The sequence below is a fragment of the Marinobacterium iners genome (assembly GCF_017310015.1).
GTDB lineage: Bacteria > Pseudomonadota > Gammaproteobacteria > Pseudomonadales > Balneatricaceae > Marinobacterium > Marinobacterium iners.
Map to the genome: position 1 here is coordinate 2,196,551 of NZ_CP022297.1, position 16,541 is coordinate 2,213,091.

The following is a 16,541-nucleotide window of genomic DNA, read 5'->3' on the forward strand; positions in this document are numbered from 1 at the left end:
CGCCATGTCTGCAATTCATGCAACAGCAACGAACTCGAACCCTCACAGCAAACGTGAATGCGTTGAAAGCCGGGTCACCGAGATTTTGCTGCATAACAGCTCAGTTTGCCTGCAGCCCTTGCTGCTGCCCATGATCGCAGGCTTGAGTCGTGAAGACCGCTGGCTGGTCCTGATTAACCCGCCACATGATATCACCCGCAAGGCACTGGAGCAGGCCGGCGCCTGTACACGTCACATACTGGTCTTGAATACCTGCAGTCTCGATCAAACCGAGCTGCTATGCGGACGGGCACTGGCTGCCGGCACATGCCACACGGTCATCGCCTGGTGCAGCGGTGCTGCACCATCGCTCGATCAACTCAATCAGTCAGCAAGCCAGGGGGATGCACTGGGCATTCTGGTGCGGACCTGATTACCACTCCTGCATGCCAGCGCGCAGGCGTTCTATCAGTTCACGGAACGCCTGTAACCAAGCCTTGTATTCAGCCAACACATCCTTGTCTTCCGAATGGTCCGGGTTGATCTGCAATACATGAATTTCGGAAATGCTGCTGTCTACCTCGGTTTTTGCCCGGTGGTAGTCTGACGCCTGCCAGCAGGCCTCATAAGCAGACAGCATTTTGTGCAGCCAACTTCCTCTGTCCCGCTCCAACTGTTCAAGCTCAATTACTTCGGGGGATTCCTGACCAGTCACTTCAAGCTGCTCAGACAGATCAGTGAAGCGATGGATCCGATCCACATCGAGATTGTAGTTTTCTGCAATCTCGCGCAACAGCGCCGAGTATCCACTTGCCATGAAGAACAGGATCGACTCATGATAGGACTCGATTCTGGCATGCTTGCTCCACTGTGAGGCCTCTTCCGCCTGCTCCAGCGCCTTGATATGCAGGCGCGCAAAATTCAGCTTCTGATTGGTACGAACCGCATAGATATCACTCATTACCTGTACTCCATTGAATGCGCCGACGGTCTCGGTCTCACGCTCAGCGCTTACGTCCCTGCTCTTCCTGCCAGCGCCCGTCACGGTAGAACGCTTTCCAGCCGGTTGCCTTGCCCTCAACTTCCGTCATCACATACTGCTCTTTGGTTTTCCGACTGTAACGAATTACTGCCGGATTACCATCAGGGTCTTTCTGCGGCGCATCCATCAGATAGGCGTATTTGGGATCGATCTCATCACGGTGCGGCACCAGCTCAGCCACCAGCGGCGCACGCGTTTCCCGTTTTTTCGGAAACTGACTCGCCGCCAGGAACAGGCCGCTGGCACCATCACGCAGTACGTAGGTATCTTCAACCTTTTCGCACTGCAGTTCCGGCATTGGTACCGGATCCATTTTGGGAGGCGCCGGCTCACCGTTTTTCAGCAGTTTGCGCGTATTCTTGCACTCGCTATTGGTGCAACCGAAAAACTTGCCGAAACGACCGGTCTTAAGCTGCATTTCGGAGCCGCACTTGTCGCATTCGATACTGGGCCCATCATAGCCCTTGATCCTGAAGCTACCCTGTTCAACCTCGAAACCAGGACAGTCGGGATTGTTGCCGCACACGTGCAGCTTGCGCTTCTCATCGATCAGGTAGGAGTCCATCGCCGCATCACACAGCTTGCAACGATGTTTGTTGCGCAAGATGCGGGACTCTTCTTCATCATCTCCATCCACACTGACCACTTCGTCGCCTGGTATCAGGTTGATGGTGCACTTACAGCGCTCCTTGGGCGGCAGGTTATAGCCAGAGCAGCCCAGGAACACGCCCGTACTTGCCGTTCTGATCATCATCTTGCGACCGCATTCGGGGCAATCAATATCTGTCGGCGTCGGACTGTTGGGCCTCATGCCGTGGTCAGCACTTTGCGCCTCCTGCAGCTTGTCGGTAAAGCCGCTGTAGAACTGATTCAACAGCTCCTTCCAGTTCACCTCACCCTGCGCCACGTCATCAAGACGCTGCTCCATACGCGCGGTGAAACTGTAATCCATCAGATCGGAGAAATTCTCGTTCAATCGCTCGGTGACAATGTCACCCATTTTGCAGGCATAGAAACGACGCCCCTGCACCTGTACATAGCCGCGATCCTGAATTGTTGAAATGATGGAGGCATACGTGGAAGGACGACCAATACCACGCTTTTCAAGCTCCTTGACCAGACTGGCTTCGCTGTAGCGTGGTGCCGGCTTGGTAAAGTGCTGCTTCGGGTCCAGCGACTTGAGCGCCAGCACTTCGCCCTGCGCTACATCCGGCAGAATGACATCTTCGTCACTGCGCCCCTTGGCCGGCAACGCGCGAGTATAACCGTCAAAACGCAGAATACGACCTTTGGTAGTAAGCTCGTAATCACCACTTTCAACGGTAATACGGGTGCTCGTGTACAGTGCAGGCATCATCTGACAAGCCAGGAACTGACGCCGAATCAGGTCATACAGGCGCTGGGCATCCGGCTCCATGCCCTTGAGAGCATCAACCGTCAGATTTACATCAGAAGGCCGAATCGCTTCGTGCGCCTCCTGAGCCCCTTCCTTGCTTGAGTAGCTGACCGGCTCTTCCGGCAGGTACTCCTTGCCGTACTGTTCAGCAATAAACTCACGGCACGCCTCCACCGCTTCGGCGCTGAGGTTAGTCGAGTCGGTACGCATGTAGGTGATATAGCCCGCTTCATACAACCGCTGAGCCATCATCATGGTTTTCTTGACGCCAAAGCTCAGCCGCGTACTGGCAGCCTGTTGCAGTGTAGAGGTAATGAATGGCGCCGACGGCTTGCTGCTGGTGGGGCGGTCCTCGCGCGCACGCACAGCCAGTGCACCGTTGCGAAGGCGCTCCAGATGGGTCTCGGTTTCGGCCTGACTCTCTGGACGGAATGTCTTGCCGGCATATTTGCTGACCTGAAGCCGCAGCGCCTGCTGGGCCTGTGTTTCCGAGTCGGCATGCACTTCCCAGTATTCATCAGGTATGAAGGCACGGATTTCGCGTTCACGTTCGACGATCAGGCGCACAGCAACGGACTGTACCCGTCCGGCCGAGAGGCCACGGGCGATCTTCTCCCACAGCAGAGGTGACAGCATATAGCCCACAACCCGGTCCAGAAAACGCCGTGCCTGCTGGGCGTTGACACGATTAAGGTCCAGATCGCTCGGCTGGGAAAACGCCTCCTGAATCGCCTTCTTGGTAATTTCGTTAAAAACTACGCGCCGGAATCGACTGTCATCACCTCCGATCGCCTCGCGCAAATGCCAGGCAATCGCCTCCCCTTCGCGGTCCAAGTCCGTTGCGAGGTAGATTTCATCAGCGTTTTTGGCCAGCTTGCGCAGCTCTTCAACGACCTTTTCCTTGCCGGGAAGAATTTCGTAGTGGGCTTCCCAGTCATGCTCGGGATCGACCCCCATACGCGCTACCAGTTGCTCCTGAGACTTCCGCTTTTTATAGACCGCCTTCTCATCCGGCGACATTTTGCGCGTCAAGGCTGCCTGACGCGCCCGTTCCTTGGGATCGCTCTTGCTGGCACTGCCGCTGGTTGGCAGGTCGCGAATATGACCCACACTCGATTTGACAACATACTGGCTGCCCAGATACTTGTTGATCGTTTTGGCCTTTGCCGGTGATTCGACAATGACTAGGGTTTTTCCCATGAGATACGGATCCTTTTTAGAACGGGCAACTCAGAAACTGCGAGCATATATAAGGGGTGGTGCTGCCAGCGTCAAGCAGTGTCTGAGACCGGCGATACCAGTCCGCACGCGGATGCCTTACAATTCATGTACACACCATCCTATAATTAACATCTCTTTTCAGAGTGCCAAACACCATGCTTGGAGACAACCTGTATCTTGTAATCCTCATCGCCGGAGTCGGTATTCTGGCGCTGGCGATCAACTATGTGGTCACCACGCGCGAACAGCAGACCGAAGCGCGCCGAGAAAGGCTGAGCTGGCTGCAAACACAGGCGGAGCACACCCTGCACGCCCTGGCCATTCTGAAAGAAAGCGGCTGCCGGCAGGATATTATCGACAAGCTCAACCAGCATGCGATGGCGCTTATCGAGGAGATCAGCCTGCTGGCACCGGACTCCGAACTGATGTCCGAAATCAGCAAACTGAAAGAAAGCAGTGACCGCAGCAAGCCTGACAAAAGCCGGTTCAACAGTGACCGAGCCGTCAAACGGGCCCAGATTTACATCAATTTTGCGGAAAAGCTGATCGCGCAGATGGCACAGGCCGGCAAGATGACCGGTCAGCTTGCCCGTACATATCAAACAGAGCTGTACTGGCTTAACGTATCGTTGGTGGCCGACGCCCACCAGTATCAGGCGTCCAGATTGATTGAATCCGGTGACAAGCTTGCGGCCCTTTCTCACCTGAAACACGCCAAGGCGGTTCTCGTTCGGGCTACCGCACCGCAACGACAGAAGCAGCCGCGCCTGGATGAGCTACAAGCTGAAATCGACAGAATTCAGCCCAAACGCAACTGGGGCGCCGGCGCTCTTGCAGAGTCACTGGACGATTACCTGAATGAAAAACAGCCCTGAAGCCGCTTCTCGTTCAACCCCTCTACCCAGCGTCATCGCTATCAGATTTTCTGCTCCAACATTGGCCGAGCCAGGCGATACAATAGATCCAAACGTGTCTCGTCGCCACGCTCATCCCAGTAGAACGTTAAACTGAGCGGAGTTGACTCAACACCCAGCACGTCATCCGGCAGCTGCTCCAGCAGGCTGTTTAACCGCTCCAGCGCTTCCGGCTGCAGCGTTCCCTGTCCTTTGCTCCAGCTCCAGTTTTCAATCAGGCCAAGATGATCCAGGGTATCAACGCGCAACACCTCCCAACCACTCCAGTTGTCGCGCTCACCTCGCTCCAGATTGGTTCTTGCAATGCGATAGGCCGGGATTGTACGTACTTCAGGTTCCATCTCGCCAAGCGCTCGCGGCAGGGATACCCGCGCCATCTGCACCAGAATGCCCAACTGACGTGCCTTGAGCCTGAGGTTTGCCTGATAGCGCTGTCGCGGGCTGGGCATCACCCACATGACCGAGCCTATCAGTGAGGCAACTACCAGTGAGATGATGAACCATTTCATTCGACAGACTCCAGGTCAGAGGTCAGGGACAGGCGCGAATAGTAACGCTAAGACCACATAAACGACAGTATGACGCACCGGCAGAATGCAACAGCCATGGACCAGTGCTTTAACTGAAAGCCGTTTCTGACTAAGATGCGCCTCAGGTTGGCAGCCGCTGCCAACAACTCATTAGTAAAGATGCAAGGAGCCGCCTTGGACAAGCACAGGGTTTGGCAACAGCTGGAACAGCTCTGCGCCACTGAATCCTCTCTGCACCTGCGCGACCTGCTGCAGGTAAAGGACCGGTTTTCCCGGTTCAGTTTTCGTCAGGATGAGCTGCTGCTCGATCTGTCCCGACAACGGCTGACCACGAATACCCTGACCCAGTTACTGCAACTCGCTGACAGCTGCGACTTGGCACAGTGGATCGAGTCCCTGTTCAAGGGCGATCGCATCAACCACACAGAAAACCGCGCCGCACTGCACACAGCCCTTCGGCTGCCCGCCGAAGCAACGCTTGAACATCAGGGGGAAGACCTTGTCACACTGGTGCAGGCTGATCTCCAGCGCATGCAGCACCTGGTGGAACAACTACATCAGGGCCAATGGCGCGGTTTTAGCGGCGAACCGATCGACACATTGGTCAATGTAGGAGTCGGCGGATCAGACTTGGGTCCAATGATGGTCTGCCGCGCACTGGACGGCTTTCAAGCACCGGAAGCACGCCAGATCACAACCCATTTCATATCGTCCATGGATGGCAGCCAGATTTCAGGCCTGTTGGACCAGCTTGACCCGGCCCGCACCCTGTTTGTTGTTTCATCCAAGTCATTTTCCACCGCCGACACCCTCGCCAACGCCGCGACGGCACTGGACTGGCTTATCCGTGCCAGCGGCCTGACCACTGAGCTGCTTGCTCGACGCCATTTCATTGCTGTAACCGCCAATGCGCCACGTGCAGAAGCCTGGGGCATTCCGGTTGAGAACCAGCTTCATTTTCGTGACTGGGTCGGCGGACGCTATTCGCTTTGGTCAACCATTGGCCTGGCGATCGCTGTCAGGATCGGCATGAGCGGTTTTCGAGCCCTGCTGGACGGGGCTCACCGCATGGACATGCATTTTCGGCACACCCCTTTCAGTCACAACTTGCCTGTCCTGCTGGCACTGGCCGAAATCTGGAATATCAACTTTCTTGGCATCCATGCCCACGCCATTCTCCCCTACGATGGCCGGCTGGCGCATCTGCCGGCTTACCTTGAGCAGCTGGAGATGGAAAGTAACGGCAAAAGCGTCGACCGGCAGGGAAGTCGAATTGAACACCACACCTGTCCAGTGCTCTGGGGTGAAATCGGCCCCAATGCCCAACACGCGTTTTACCAGCTGCTGCATCAGGGCAGCGAAGCGGTCATGTGTGATTTTATTGTTCCGGCACGGCGCTACGCCGACCAGAGCGATGCCCTGCAGTCCCAGCATCGTCTGACACTGGCGAACTGCCTGGCACAGGCACGAGTCCTGGCACTGGGCGATGCTGCGGTTGATCAATCCAATGCAACGCCCTGGCAGCGCTACCAGGGCAATCAGCCCAGCACACTTATCCTGCTGGACGAGCTGACACCCGCGTCACTGGGGGCTCTGATTGCCCTGTACGAACATAAGGTGTTTGTTCAGTCTGTCATCTGGAACATCAACCCCTTCGACCAATGGGGCGTCGAGCTTGGCAAGCAGGTGGCCAACAGCCTGCTGGATATAATCGGCACCCCGGCAACGACTGACCGATTTGATATCGCGACCGAAGGCGTATTGAATCAGCTGCATGGTCAATGGAGCGACCGGGAGAGTACAGAATGTTGATTGCGATATGGGGGGACGAACTGGGTGCCTGGGTGGCAGCCGTCGAACTTGCTCGCACCGGGAACCACGTACTTCTGCAGCAAGCAGCTCCGGGTGAAAGCAGCCATCGAGCCGAGCCCGGGCTGATGGACAGCCTTGCAGCAGGCATGGCATCCGGCAATATCCGACTGTGCAGCCACCAGGAAGCACTGCAGGCCCCATGGCACTGGCTTGCCTCCCACCCTTCCGATATCAGCCATGCCGAAAGCGTCTGTCGTGATCTCAGCCTGCAGGGACCTGACAATCTGGTGCTAATCAATCAAAGCAACTTCGGCATTGGTGCCAGCGATCGACTGCACGCCCTGCTTGATTCTGCCCGCCAGCAGTCATTGGTCTGCCTGCCAGACACTCTACAGCAGGGACAGGCACTGCAGCAGTTTGCAACTCCCGATACTCTGCTGGTGGGGTGCGAGGATGATGCTGCGCGCCTGCTGCTACAGGCCCTGCTTCGACCGTTTTCTTCTCGCCTGCAGCAGATTCAGTGGATGAGTCGACGGGAGGCCGAGTTCAGCAAGTTTGCCATCTCCGGGATGCTGGCCCTGCGCCTTGGGTACATCAATGAACTGGCCAACCTGGCGGACCGCCTTGACGTGGATATTGAAGTAGTACGACAGGGCATGAGCAGCGACAAGCGCATTGGCCAGCATTACCTGGCCCCCGGCTGCGGTTTTGGTGGCCACCATTTCACCCAGTATATTGAGGGATTGGCTGACATACTGGCAGAAACCCGCCACTCAACCCTGCTCAACACCGTGCTGAATGAAAACGAGCGTCAGAAAGAACTGCCTTTCCGCAAACTCTGGCAGCACTATCGGTGTGATCTGCGCGGTCGACGCATCGCCATCTGGGGATGCGCCTTCAAGCCTGGGGTTGCCAGCGTGGATAACGCGCCGTCATTGCGGGTCATTCGTGCCCTGCTGGCACAGGAAGCACAGGTTCAGGTGCATGATCCCGAAGCACTGAGTGCCCTTCAGAGCGAATTGGGGCAAAGCACCGGACTCACACTGCATCAAGACCCCTACACAGCAACACAGCAGGCCGATGCGCTGCTGCTGCTAACCGAATGGCCCCTGTACAGTTCTCCGGACTATGAGCGCCTGCTGCAGCTGATGCAAACACCGCTGATTGTTGATGGTCGCAACCTGTTCGAGCCGGACTACCTGCGCCAGCTTGGATTTACCTATTACGGCGTAGGACGCTGAAAAACGTCAAGCATCCGGAGTGTGCGCCGGGCACATGCAGTGCTATTCTAGAGGCACACTCAACTGGAAGGATGTAACGATGAGTATCTATTCCCGCATTCTGCTTGCGCTGGATCTGTCAGATGAATCGGAACAGCTGGCAATGAAAACGGCCGAGATGGCCAAAGCTTTCGGCGCCGAACTCAACCTGATTCACGTAGTGGAGCCTCTCAGCTTTGCCTATGGCGGCGATGTTCCCATGGACCTGACGACCATACAGGAGCAGCTTGACGAGCATGCACGCACCAAGCTGGACCTGTATGCAGAAAAGATTGGCTACCCTGTCAGTAACAAAATTATCGTGACAGGCCATACCGAGACGGAAATTCACCGTGCTGCCGAAGAGCACAACACCGACTTGGTAATCCTGGGCAGCCATGGCCGCCATGGGCTTGCCCTGCTGCTTGGTTCGACCGCCAATGGTGTCCTGCATGGCGCCAAATGTGATGTGCTGGCAATTCGGGTAAAAGAGGAGGACTAACCCCCCTCCTGCATTGACTCCAGCTCAACCCAGCGCTCCATCAACGCCTCGAGCTGCTGCTCCTGCTGTTGCAGCAACTCGAGCGTGTTGGCAATCTCGGTCTGATCACCGGCGTAAAATTCGGGTGATGCGGTGACAGCGTGCAACCGCTCCAGCTCAGCCTCTGTCGCCTCCATCTGCTGTGGCAACAGATCCAGTTCTCGCTGCAGCTTATAACTCAGCTTTTTGGCCGTCGGCTTTTTCGCGGCAACAGGCTTTGGCTTCTCGGCCTTGGCCGCTGCGACAGGCTGTGGCCGCTGCCGCAACCAGTCGGCATAGCCACCCACATACTCACGGACCACACCCTGCCCTTCAAACACCACCGAGCTGGTGACCACATTATCGAGGAAACGACGGTCATGACTGACAAGAAGAATGGTGCCATCAAAGTTGAGTAGAATTTCTTCCAGCAGCTCCAGCGTTTCCACATCAAGGTCGTTAGTTGGCTCGTCCAGTACCAGAACATTGGCCGGCTGACTGAACAGACGCGCCAACAGCAGTCGGTTGCACTCCCCACCGGAAAGCGCCTTGACCGGGGTCCGCGCACGCTCGGGGCTGAACAGAAAATCCTGCAGATAACTGATAATGTGGCGCGACTGACCGTTGACGTCAATACTCTCGCGCCCACCTGATACGTTGTCGATCACGCTTTTTTCGGGGTCAAGCTGTCCTCTTAGCTGGTCGAAGTAGGCCACCTCCAGCTTGGTGCCGAGCCTGACCACACCAGACTCCGGCTCAAGCTGGCCGAGTACAATCTTCAACAAAGTGCTTTTGCCGCTGCCGTTAGGACCGATCAAACCGATTCGGTCACCACGCTGAATCTTGAGTGAGAAGTCACACAACAATGGTTTGCCGGCGTAACTCATCGAGACATGCTCCAGCTCTGCCACCAGCTTGCCTGACTTCTGCGCCTCTTCAAGGCCAAAGCTTGCCCCGCCCTGGCGCTCACGGCGCTGTGAACGCTCGCGTCGCAGTTGCTCCAGCGCACGAACTCTGCCTTCGTTGCGGGTGCGGCGTGCCTTGATCCCCTGACGAATCCAGCGTTCCTCCTGGGCCAGCTTCTTGTCAAATTCGGCGTTGTGACGCGCCTCCTCATCCAGCAGCTGTTGTTTCAGTTCCAGGTAACGGCTGTAGCTGCCCGGAAAGCTGGTCAGCACACCGCGATCCAGCTCTACGATGCGTGTTGCCAGCTTCTCAACCAGCGCACGGTCATGCGAGACAAACAGAATGGCTCCCCGGAAGTCGAGCATCATCTGCTCAAGCCATTCAATGGTTTCGATATCGAGATGGTTGGTCGGCTCATCCAGCAGCAACAGATCTGGTTTCTGCACCAGTGCCGCCCCCAGGGCGGCACGGCGACGCCAACCACCGGACAGCTCTGCCATACGGGTATCCGGCTGCAGCCCAAGCCGATCCAGCACAGATTGTACTTGTTGTTCAAGATGCCAGCCGTCACGGGCTTCCAACTGATGCTGCAGCTCTTCCAGCTGCTTCAGTGAAGCGGCATCCGTGTTGTGTGAAAGGGTATCGTAGGCACGGCGCAGCTCAACCACTTCGGCAAGACCGGACGCTACCACATCATGTACCGTCCGCTCATCGGCTGCCGGCAGCATCTGGGACAGCTGAGCGATACGAATGGCCGGATCCCGCCAGACAGAGCCCTGATCAGAATGAATCTCGCCGGACACCAGCTTCATCAGGGTCGACTTCCCCGCCCCGTTGAGGCCAACCAGTGCAATCCGCTCGCCTGGATCAATCTGAAAATCAACACCATCCATCAGCGGCGCAGCACTGAAGCTGACCGACACACCTTCCAATTTTATCAGCGGCATACAAACCCGTACCTTACAAACATTCAAGCACGCTAGTGTACCTGAATTCAGTGCTTCTGTTGAAAACAGCAGAACAATGGTTATTTTTACTTTTAGAGCAGGATACACTGGCCGACAGTATTCAGATTGGTTACGGCTGTTCGGAGATTATTATGTTCAGGCTGAAGTTATTGTTATTGTTGCCGCCACTGCTGCAAGCTGGCGTATCCAGCGCACACGATCATCACGATGAACTGCGTGAACAGTTCAGAAGCGCCTTGCTGCAGGCCACCCCGCTCAGCCATGAGCAAAAAACCGCATTCAGTGCATATCCTCTGTACCCCTATCTCGAGTACCAGCAAATCAACAGCCGGATCGACAGCGCTTCTGCTGAACAACTGCAGGCATTTATCGATGCCAATGCGGATACCCCATTGGCGGGTCGACTGCTGTTTGCCTGGGCTCGCAGCAGTGGCGAAAAAAAAGACTGGCCAGCTTTCAGCCAAGCCTGGCAACAAATTCAGCGCCCCGACACTCGGTTGCAGTGCCTGCATGCGAGCTACCTTCTGGACACGCAGCAACAGCAGGACGCCTGGGAAGCGGCCCGCACGCTCTGGACCGTTGGCCATTCACAGCCTGACGAATGCGACCCCGTTTTCAGTCAGTGGCTGAAATCAAGCCACTTCAGCCAGCAGGATGCACTCAATCGCCACTTGGCTGCATTGATGCGGGGACGCCCCGGCTTGGCAACCTATGCGGCACGCTTCATTACGCAAAGCGAGTTGCAGCAGCAGGCAAAACTGGCTCGTTCCCTGTATGACAACCCGGAGCAACTGACACAGCAACCCCAGTTGCTCAGCCCCGAAACACCGCATGCCGATCAGCTGCTGGTATTGGCGGTCAACCGACTGGCACGTCAGGACCTTGAGCAGGCCATTCGACTCTGGGTACGTGAGCGCGAGCGATTGCAGGTACCGGCCGAACAATACGACTCCGTCAGCAGGCGTCTGGGCGTGCTGATGGCAAAGCGCTTCCCGGCCGAAACCGATCCCCTGCTGGCCTCACTGGATCCCGAGCATAAACTGGCAGACCTTTCTGGGTGGCGAGTTCGTCTGACGCTGGTACGACAGGACTGGGCCGAAGCGCTGTCCCTGATTGAAAAGCTGGACGAGGCTGAGAGACACACCGACCGCTGGCGCTACTGGAAAGCGATTGCTCTGGAACAGCTAGGTAAGCCCGGCCGAGAGGCTCTGTTGCGAGATCTTGCCACCGAGCGCTCATTCTATGGCTTTATGGCAGCCCAGATGCTGGACACACCCTACCAGCTCAATGATACGCCACTGGTTCAGAGCACAGACGCCAAACAACAGCTGGCACAACTGCCTGCGTTTGTCCGCATTCGTGAATTGCTCGCGCTTGAGCGCTATTATGACGCCCGCTCGGAGTGGAATCTTGCGATCAGCCACATGAAGCCCGAGCAAATTCACGCGGCCGCCCACCTGGCCAGAGAATGGGGCTGGTACGATCAAGGCATTCGGGGCGCCATCAGCAGCCAGCGCTGGAACGACATGCAGCTGCGCTTCCCCAACCCCCTGCCGGAGCTGTTTGAACAGCACGCCCAGAATCGCGCCATCGATCCGGCCTGGGCGGTTGCCATTGCCCGTCAGGAGAGTGCATTTTGGATGCAGGCACGCTCCCATGCCGGCGCGCTGGGATTGATGCAGTTGATGCCGGCAACGGCACGCGCCACGGCCAAACGCCATGCCATTCCGTTGCCCAGGCTCAGCCTGCTGTCCGAGCCAGACACCAATATTCGCCTGGGCACCGCCTATCTGAGCGAGATGGCTGAGCGCTTCAACGGCAACCTGGCCTATGCATCAGCCGCTTATAATGCCGGCCCCTATCGCGTCAGCCAATGGTTGGATGCACGGGGTGACCTGCCACTGGACATCTGGATCGAAACCATCCCCTTCGACGAAACCCGCAACTACGTCCAAAACGTTTTGGCATTCAGAGTCATTTACGAACGTTTGGCTCAGCGCCCGGTGACCCTGTTCAGTCCACAGGAGTTCAATATGCTGGCACTGTATCAGCAGAACGGCGGTTAACCTGACCCTAAGGCTGAGCGCAGTTTTGCAGAAACTGCGCCAGCCGCTGACCATCAAAGGGCCAATCAAGCTCGCCACCACTGACCCGATCAACCAATACGGGAATCCGTGTCGCATAGCGCTCCATCAGCGCTTCATCGTAGACAATATCAACCAGATCCACTTCAGCCTCATCCGGTTCAAGCCCCAGCTGAAGTATGGCAACGGCATCATCACACAGGTGACAGCCCTCTGTGGTCATCAGGTCAAGCTGGTACATGATCACTTTTCATCCTGTTTTTAAGCGCATGCAACATTATTACTTATACTGACACAACCTTCACCTCGGCCATGCTCTCTCGACAGCAAAACGCGAAATATTGCATCGCAGTAACACAGGTGCAATAGCAAAGCCTGATGCTAATACTTTATGAGGGCTTGTCAGTGCCATAGGCACCGGTCTATGCTCAAAGCAGTTTCCCGCTACAAGCCAAAACCACAGGTTGATTCCGGCGTAAGCGTATTCAGGGCCAGGGAGCCTGCGTTCATACCGGACAACAGAGACCGAAAGCAGGCAGTTATGACGGATAAACAAGGCAACATCGCAACAGACCCGCAGGAATTCATCAATTACGTCAATCACGAGACCAGCAAAATGCTGGAGATGTTCTCGGCAACCGGCGGTGACGATATCCTGCGTCAGTTCACGCAATCATGGACTGAACTGGCCACCCGCTCTCTTGAAGATCCGACTGTATGGGTACGTGCCATCGCTGACTATCAGCAGGCGCAATTCAACCTTTGGCGCAACCTGTTGACGGGCAATACCAGCAGCCCGGTTGCCGAACCACCGCCCGGCGATCGCCGCTTCAAGGCGGATGAATGGTCCAAAAACCCGGTTTTCGACTATATCAAACAGTCCTATCTACTGACCTCACGCATGCTGACCGAGATGGCCCACAATGCCAATCTGTCGCCGCAGGAGCAGCAGAAGCTGGAGTTTTACACCCGCCAGTATGTGGATGCGCTCTCCCCCACCAACTTTGCCATCACCAACCCCGAAGTGCTGCAACAGGCACTGGAAACCAAAGGGGAAAGTCTGGTTAACGGTCTGAAAAACCTTCTCGGCGACATCGAGAAAGGCCGCATCTCAATGACCGACGAGTCGTCATTTGAACTGGGCAAGAATCTGGCAACGACTGAAGGTGCTGTTGTTTTCCAGAATGACATCTTCCAGTTGATCCACTACAAACCGCTGACCGAACAGGTTTACGAGCGCCCAACCCTTATCGTGCCGCCAAGCATCAACAAGTTCTACATTCTGGATCTGCAGCAGGATAACTCGTTTGTCCGCTACTGCCTGGAGCAGGGACAGGATGTTTACCTCATCTCCTGGACCAACCCCGGTGCAGAGCAACGCGATTTGAGCTGGGATGACTACGTTGGCGACGGTATTCTGAAGGCACTTGAAGTCACCAAGTCAATCAGCGGTCAGGAAAAGGTCAACACCGTATCCTGGTGCGTTGGCGGTACCCTGATGGCCTCGGCCCTCGCTGTGCTGGCCAACCGCAAGGACAACTCGGTCGGCAGCTGCACCTTCCTCACCACGCTGATCGATTTCAGCAACCCCGGTGACCTGTGCGTATACATCGATCAATATCAGGTCAAGCAGCTGGAATCCAAGGTCAACAGTGAAGGCATTCTGCACGGCCGAGAACTGGCCACATCCTTCAACATGCTGCGCTCCAATGACCTGATCTGGTCCTATGTGGTCAACAATTACCTCAAGGGACAGACACCACCGCCGTTCGACATCCTCTACTGGAACAGCGACCCGACCAACCTGCCGGCAGCGATGTACACCTATTACATAAACAATATGTACCTAGAGAACAAGCTGGTTGAGCCTGACGGTCTGACCATATGCGGCGAGCCGATTGATCTGCGCAAGGTCAAAACTCCCTGCTACTTCCTGTCGACCATGGAAGACCATATCGCCCCCTGGAAAGGCACCTTCAAGGCGCTGGATCTGTTTGGCGGCACAGTGGAATTTGTGCTGGGTGCCAGTGGACACGTTGCCGGCGTTATCAATCCGGCGAAAAAGAATCGCCGCAATTTCTGGATCAAGGGCGAAATGGGACGCGGTCCCGAAGCCTGGCTGGAAACCGCTGAGCGCCAGGAAGGCTCGTGGTGGAACAACTGGAACGACTGGCTGCGTCGTCGTGCCGGCAAGAAAGTTGATGCGCCGAAGGATTACGGCAACAGTGATTACAAAGTGATTGAGCCTGCCCCCGGCAGCTACGTCCGCAAGCGTCTGGACTAATCCAGTCAACGCTTTAAAAAACGCCGGGGCTGCATGCACAGCCCCGGCGTTTTTATGTCAGATACCACCCATCAGCATGTATTTGCACTCCAGGTACTCTTCCAGCCCCTGACGTGCCCCTTCACGCCCCAGCCCGGATGACTTTACCCCGCCAAACGGCGCCAGCTCGGTGGATATAATCCCTTCATTGATGCCGATCATGCCGTACTCCAGACCTTCTGCCACCCGCCAGACCCGTCCAAGATCACGACTGAAGAAGTAGGCCGCCAAACCATATTCGGTGTCATTCGCCATGGCGATGGCCTCCGCTTCATCACTGAAGCGGAAAACAGGAGCAAGTGGCCCGAAAGTCTCTTCTGTTGCCACCTGCATCTGTGGCGTTACATCACGCAGCACAGTAGGCTCGAACCATGTGCGTCCCAAGGCATGTGGCTTGCCGCCACACACCACACTTGCTCCCTTGGCAACGGCATCATCAATGTGGCTCTGGATCTTGGCCACTGCAGCGGCGTTGATCAGAGGCCCCTGCTGCACATCTGCGTCAGTGCCACTTCCCACTTTCAGCTGTCGCGTGCGTTCAGCCAACGCCTCGACAAAGCGGTCATAGATTCCGTCCTGCACCAGAAAGCGGTTGGTACAGACACAGGTCTGGCCGGCATTGCGATATTTGGATGCCATGGCGCCATCCAGCGCCCGCTCAAGATCCGCATCATCAAATACGATGAAGGGGGCATTACCGCCCAGCTCCAGAGAGACCCGTTTCACTGTATTGGCACACTGCGCCATCAACAGCTTGCCAACCGGGGTGGAGCCGGTAAAAGACAGTTTACGGACCAGCTCATGCCCGGTCAGCACCGAGCCCAGCGCCCTTGGATCTCCCGTAAGAATGTTGAACACCCCGGCCGGAATACCGGCACGGTGAGCCAATTCGGCCAGTGCAAGTGCAGAAAGCGGTGTATCTTCTGCCGGTTTGCAGATGAAACTGCAACCTGCTGCCAGAGCAGGAGCGGCCTTGCGGGTAATCATGGCGGCGGGGAAATTCCAGGGCGTGATGGCGGCAACCACCCCGACCGGTTCACGACTGACCAGAATGCGAGCATCCTGCTTGTGAGTTGGAATCAGCTCGCCATAGGCACGTTTACCTTCTTCGGCAAACCATTCGACAAAGCTTGCAGCATACTGCACTTCGCCACGAGCTTCGGCCAACGGCTTGCCCTGCTCAAGCGTCATCAACAGTGCGAGGTCTTCCATATTGTCCTGCATCAGTTGATACCAACGTTGCAGCACGGTCGCTCGCTCCTTCGCGGTTGTCGTACGCCACTGCTTGAAGGCCTCATGAGCGGCGGTCACGGCTACCTTGGCATCCGCCTCTGACATCAGTGGCACCCGGACCAGCTCGTCACCCGTAGCAGGGTTGAAGACAGCGAAGGTCTCTCCACTTTTCGCGTCAATCCACTCACCGTTAACATAGGCCTGCCCACGCAGCAGACTGCTGTCTTGCAGCTTCATCACTCACCTCCGGAATTGATCTATCAGTATCATTGCATCTTAGCGTTGCACTACTGTTAGCGCACCCTTATCCTTGCCCCGCCACAGGAGGATATTCCAACATGCGCAGCCACACCG

At 56.4% G+C, this 16,541-nt stretch carries 13 protein-coding genes; 7 read left to right on the forward strand and 6 right to left on the reverse strand.

Features of this window, described 5'->3' with window-relative positions; translation table 11 throughout:
- Window positions 1–4 precede the first annotated feature (4 nt).
- The gene (locus CFI10_RS10570; protein WP_091823165.1) at window positions 5–412 is read left to right on the forward strand and encodes a SulA-like leucine-rich domain-containing protein; all 408 of its coding nucleotides are present in this window, start codon (window positions 5–7) and stop codon (window positions 410–412) included.
- On the opposite strand, the gene CFI10_RS10575 is transcribed toward CFI10_RS10570, so the two are convergent.
- Together CFI10_RS10575 and topA are read right to left on the reverse strand one after the other, a co-directional pair.
- Window positions 413–940, reverse strand: coding sequence for a DUF6586 family protein (locus CFI10_RS10575; protein ID WP_206834387.1), 528 nt, complete (start codon window positions 938–940; stop codon window positions 413–415).
- A 43-nt stretch (window positions 941–983) separates the two neighbouring features.
- Complete coding sequence (gene topA / locus CFI10_RS10580; RefSeq protein ID WP_206834388.1) at window positions 984–3,617, reverse strand: type I DNA topoisomerase; 2,634 nt, start codon at window positions 3,615–3,617, stop codon at window positions 984–986.
- A 176-nt stretch (window positions 3,618–3,793) separates the two neighbouring features.
- Between topA and CFI10_RS10585 the strand changes: the two genes are divergently transcribed.
- Window positions 3,794–4,513: a DNA topoisomerase I gene (locus CFI10_RS10585; protein ID WP_206834390.1), complete on the forward strand. Its 720-nt coding sequence runs from the start codon at window positions 3,794–3,796 to the stop codon at window positions 4,511–4,513.
- Between the two features lie 41 nt (window positions 4,514–4,554).
- Here CFI10_RS10585 and CFI10_RS10590 read toward each other — a convergent pair whose 3' ends face one another.
- A complete protein-coding gene (locus tag CFI10_RS10590; RefSeq protein ID WP_206834393.1) occupies window positions 4,555–5,061 on the reverse strand; it encodes a hypothetical protein in 507 nt (168 codons plus the stop codon).
- 180 nt (window positions 5,062–5,241) lie between these two features.
- Between CFI10_RS10590 and pgi the strand changes: the two genes are divergently transcribed.
- From pgi to CFI10_RS10605, 3 genes are all read left to right on the forward strand, one after another.
- Window positions 5,242–6,894: a glucose-6-phosphate isomerase gene (gene pgi, locus CFI10_RS10595; protein ID WP_206834394.1), complete on the forward strand. Its 1,653-nt coding sequence runs from the start codon at window positions 5,242–5,244 to the stop codon at window positions 6,892–6,894.
- A complete protein-coding gene (locus CFI10_RS10600; protein ID WP_206834397.1) occupies window positions 6,888–8,135 on the forward strand; it encodes a UDP-glucose/GDP-mannose dehydrogenase family protein in 1,248 nt (415 codons plus the stop codon). Before pgi ends, CFI10_RS10600 begins: the two co-directional genes overlap by 7 nt.
- A 79-nt stretch (window positions 8,136–8,214) precedes the next feature.
- On the forward strand, window positions 8,215–8,655 hold the full coding sequence (locus CFI10_RS10605; protein WP_091823188.1) for a universal stress protein: 441 nt from the start codon (window positions 8,215–8,217) through the stop codon (window positions 8,653–8,655).
- Here the strand turns inward: CFI10_RS10605 and CFI10_RS10610 are convergent.
- Window positions 8,652–10,526 (reverse strand): ATP-binding cassette domain-containing protein, encoded by a 1,875-nt coding sequence (locus CFI10_RS10610; protein ID WP_206834399.1) that lies wholly within the window; start codon window positions 10,524–10,526, stop codon window positions 8,652–8,654. The two genes, CFI10_RS10605 and CFI10_RS10610, sit on opposite strands and share 4 nt — an antisense overlap.
- A gap of 152 nt (window positions 10,527–10,678) precedes the next feature.
- Between CFI10_RS10610 and CFI10_RS10615 the strand changes: the two genes are divergently transcribed.
- Window positions 10,679–12,613, forward strand: coding sequence for a transglycosylase SLT domain-containing protein (locus tag CFI10_RS10615; RefSeq protein WP_206834401.1), 1,935 nt, complete (start codon window positions 10,679–10,681; stop codon window positions 12,611–12,613).
- A gap of 7 nt (window positions 12,614–12,620) precedes the next feature.
- On the opposite strand, the gene CFI10_RS10620 is transcribed toward CFI10_RS10615, so the two are convergent.
- Window positions 12,621–12,872 carry a glutaredoxin family protein gene (locus CFI10_RS10620; RefSeq protein WP_242529962.1) on the reverse strand — a complete coding sequence of 84 codons (252 nt, stop codon included), beginning with the start codon at window positions 12,870–12,872 and terminating at the stop codon, window positions 12,621–12,623.
- 300 nt (window positions 12,873–13,172) lie between these two features.
- Here CFI10_RS10620 and CFI10_RS10625 point away from each other — a divergent pair, with 300 nt between their 5' ends.
- Complete coding sequence (locus CFI10_RS10625; protein ID WP_091823200.1) at window positions 13,173–14,915, forward strand: PHA/PHB synthase family protein; 1,743 nt, start codon at window positions 13,173–13,175, stop codon at window positions 14,913–14,915.
- A 57-nt stretch (window positions 14,916–14,972) separates the two neighbouring features.
- Here the strand turns inward: CFI10_RS10625 and CFI10_RS10630 are convergent, their stop codons facing one another.
- Window positions 14,973–16,424 carry an NAD-dependent succinate-semialdehyde dehydrogenase gene (locus CFI10_RS10630; protein WP_206834403.1) on the reverse strand — a complete coding sequence of 484 codons (1,452 nt, stop codon included), beginning with the start codon at window positions 16,422–16,424 and terminating at the stop codon, window positions 14,973–14,975.
- Between the last annotated feature and the right edge of the window lie 117 nt (window positions 16,425–16,541).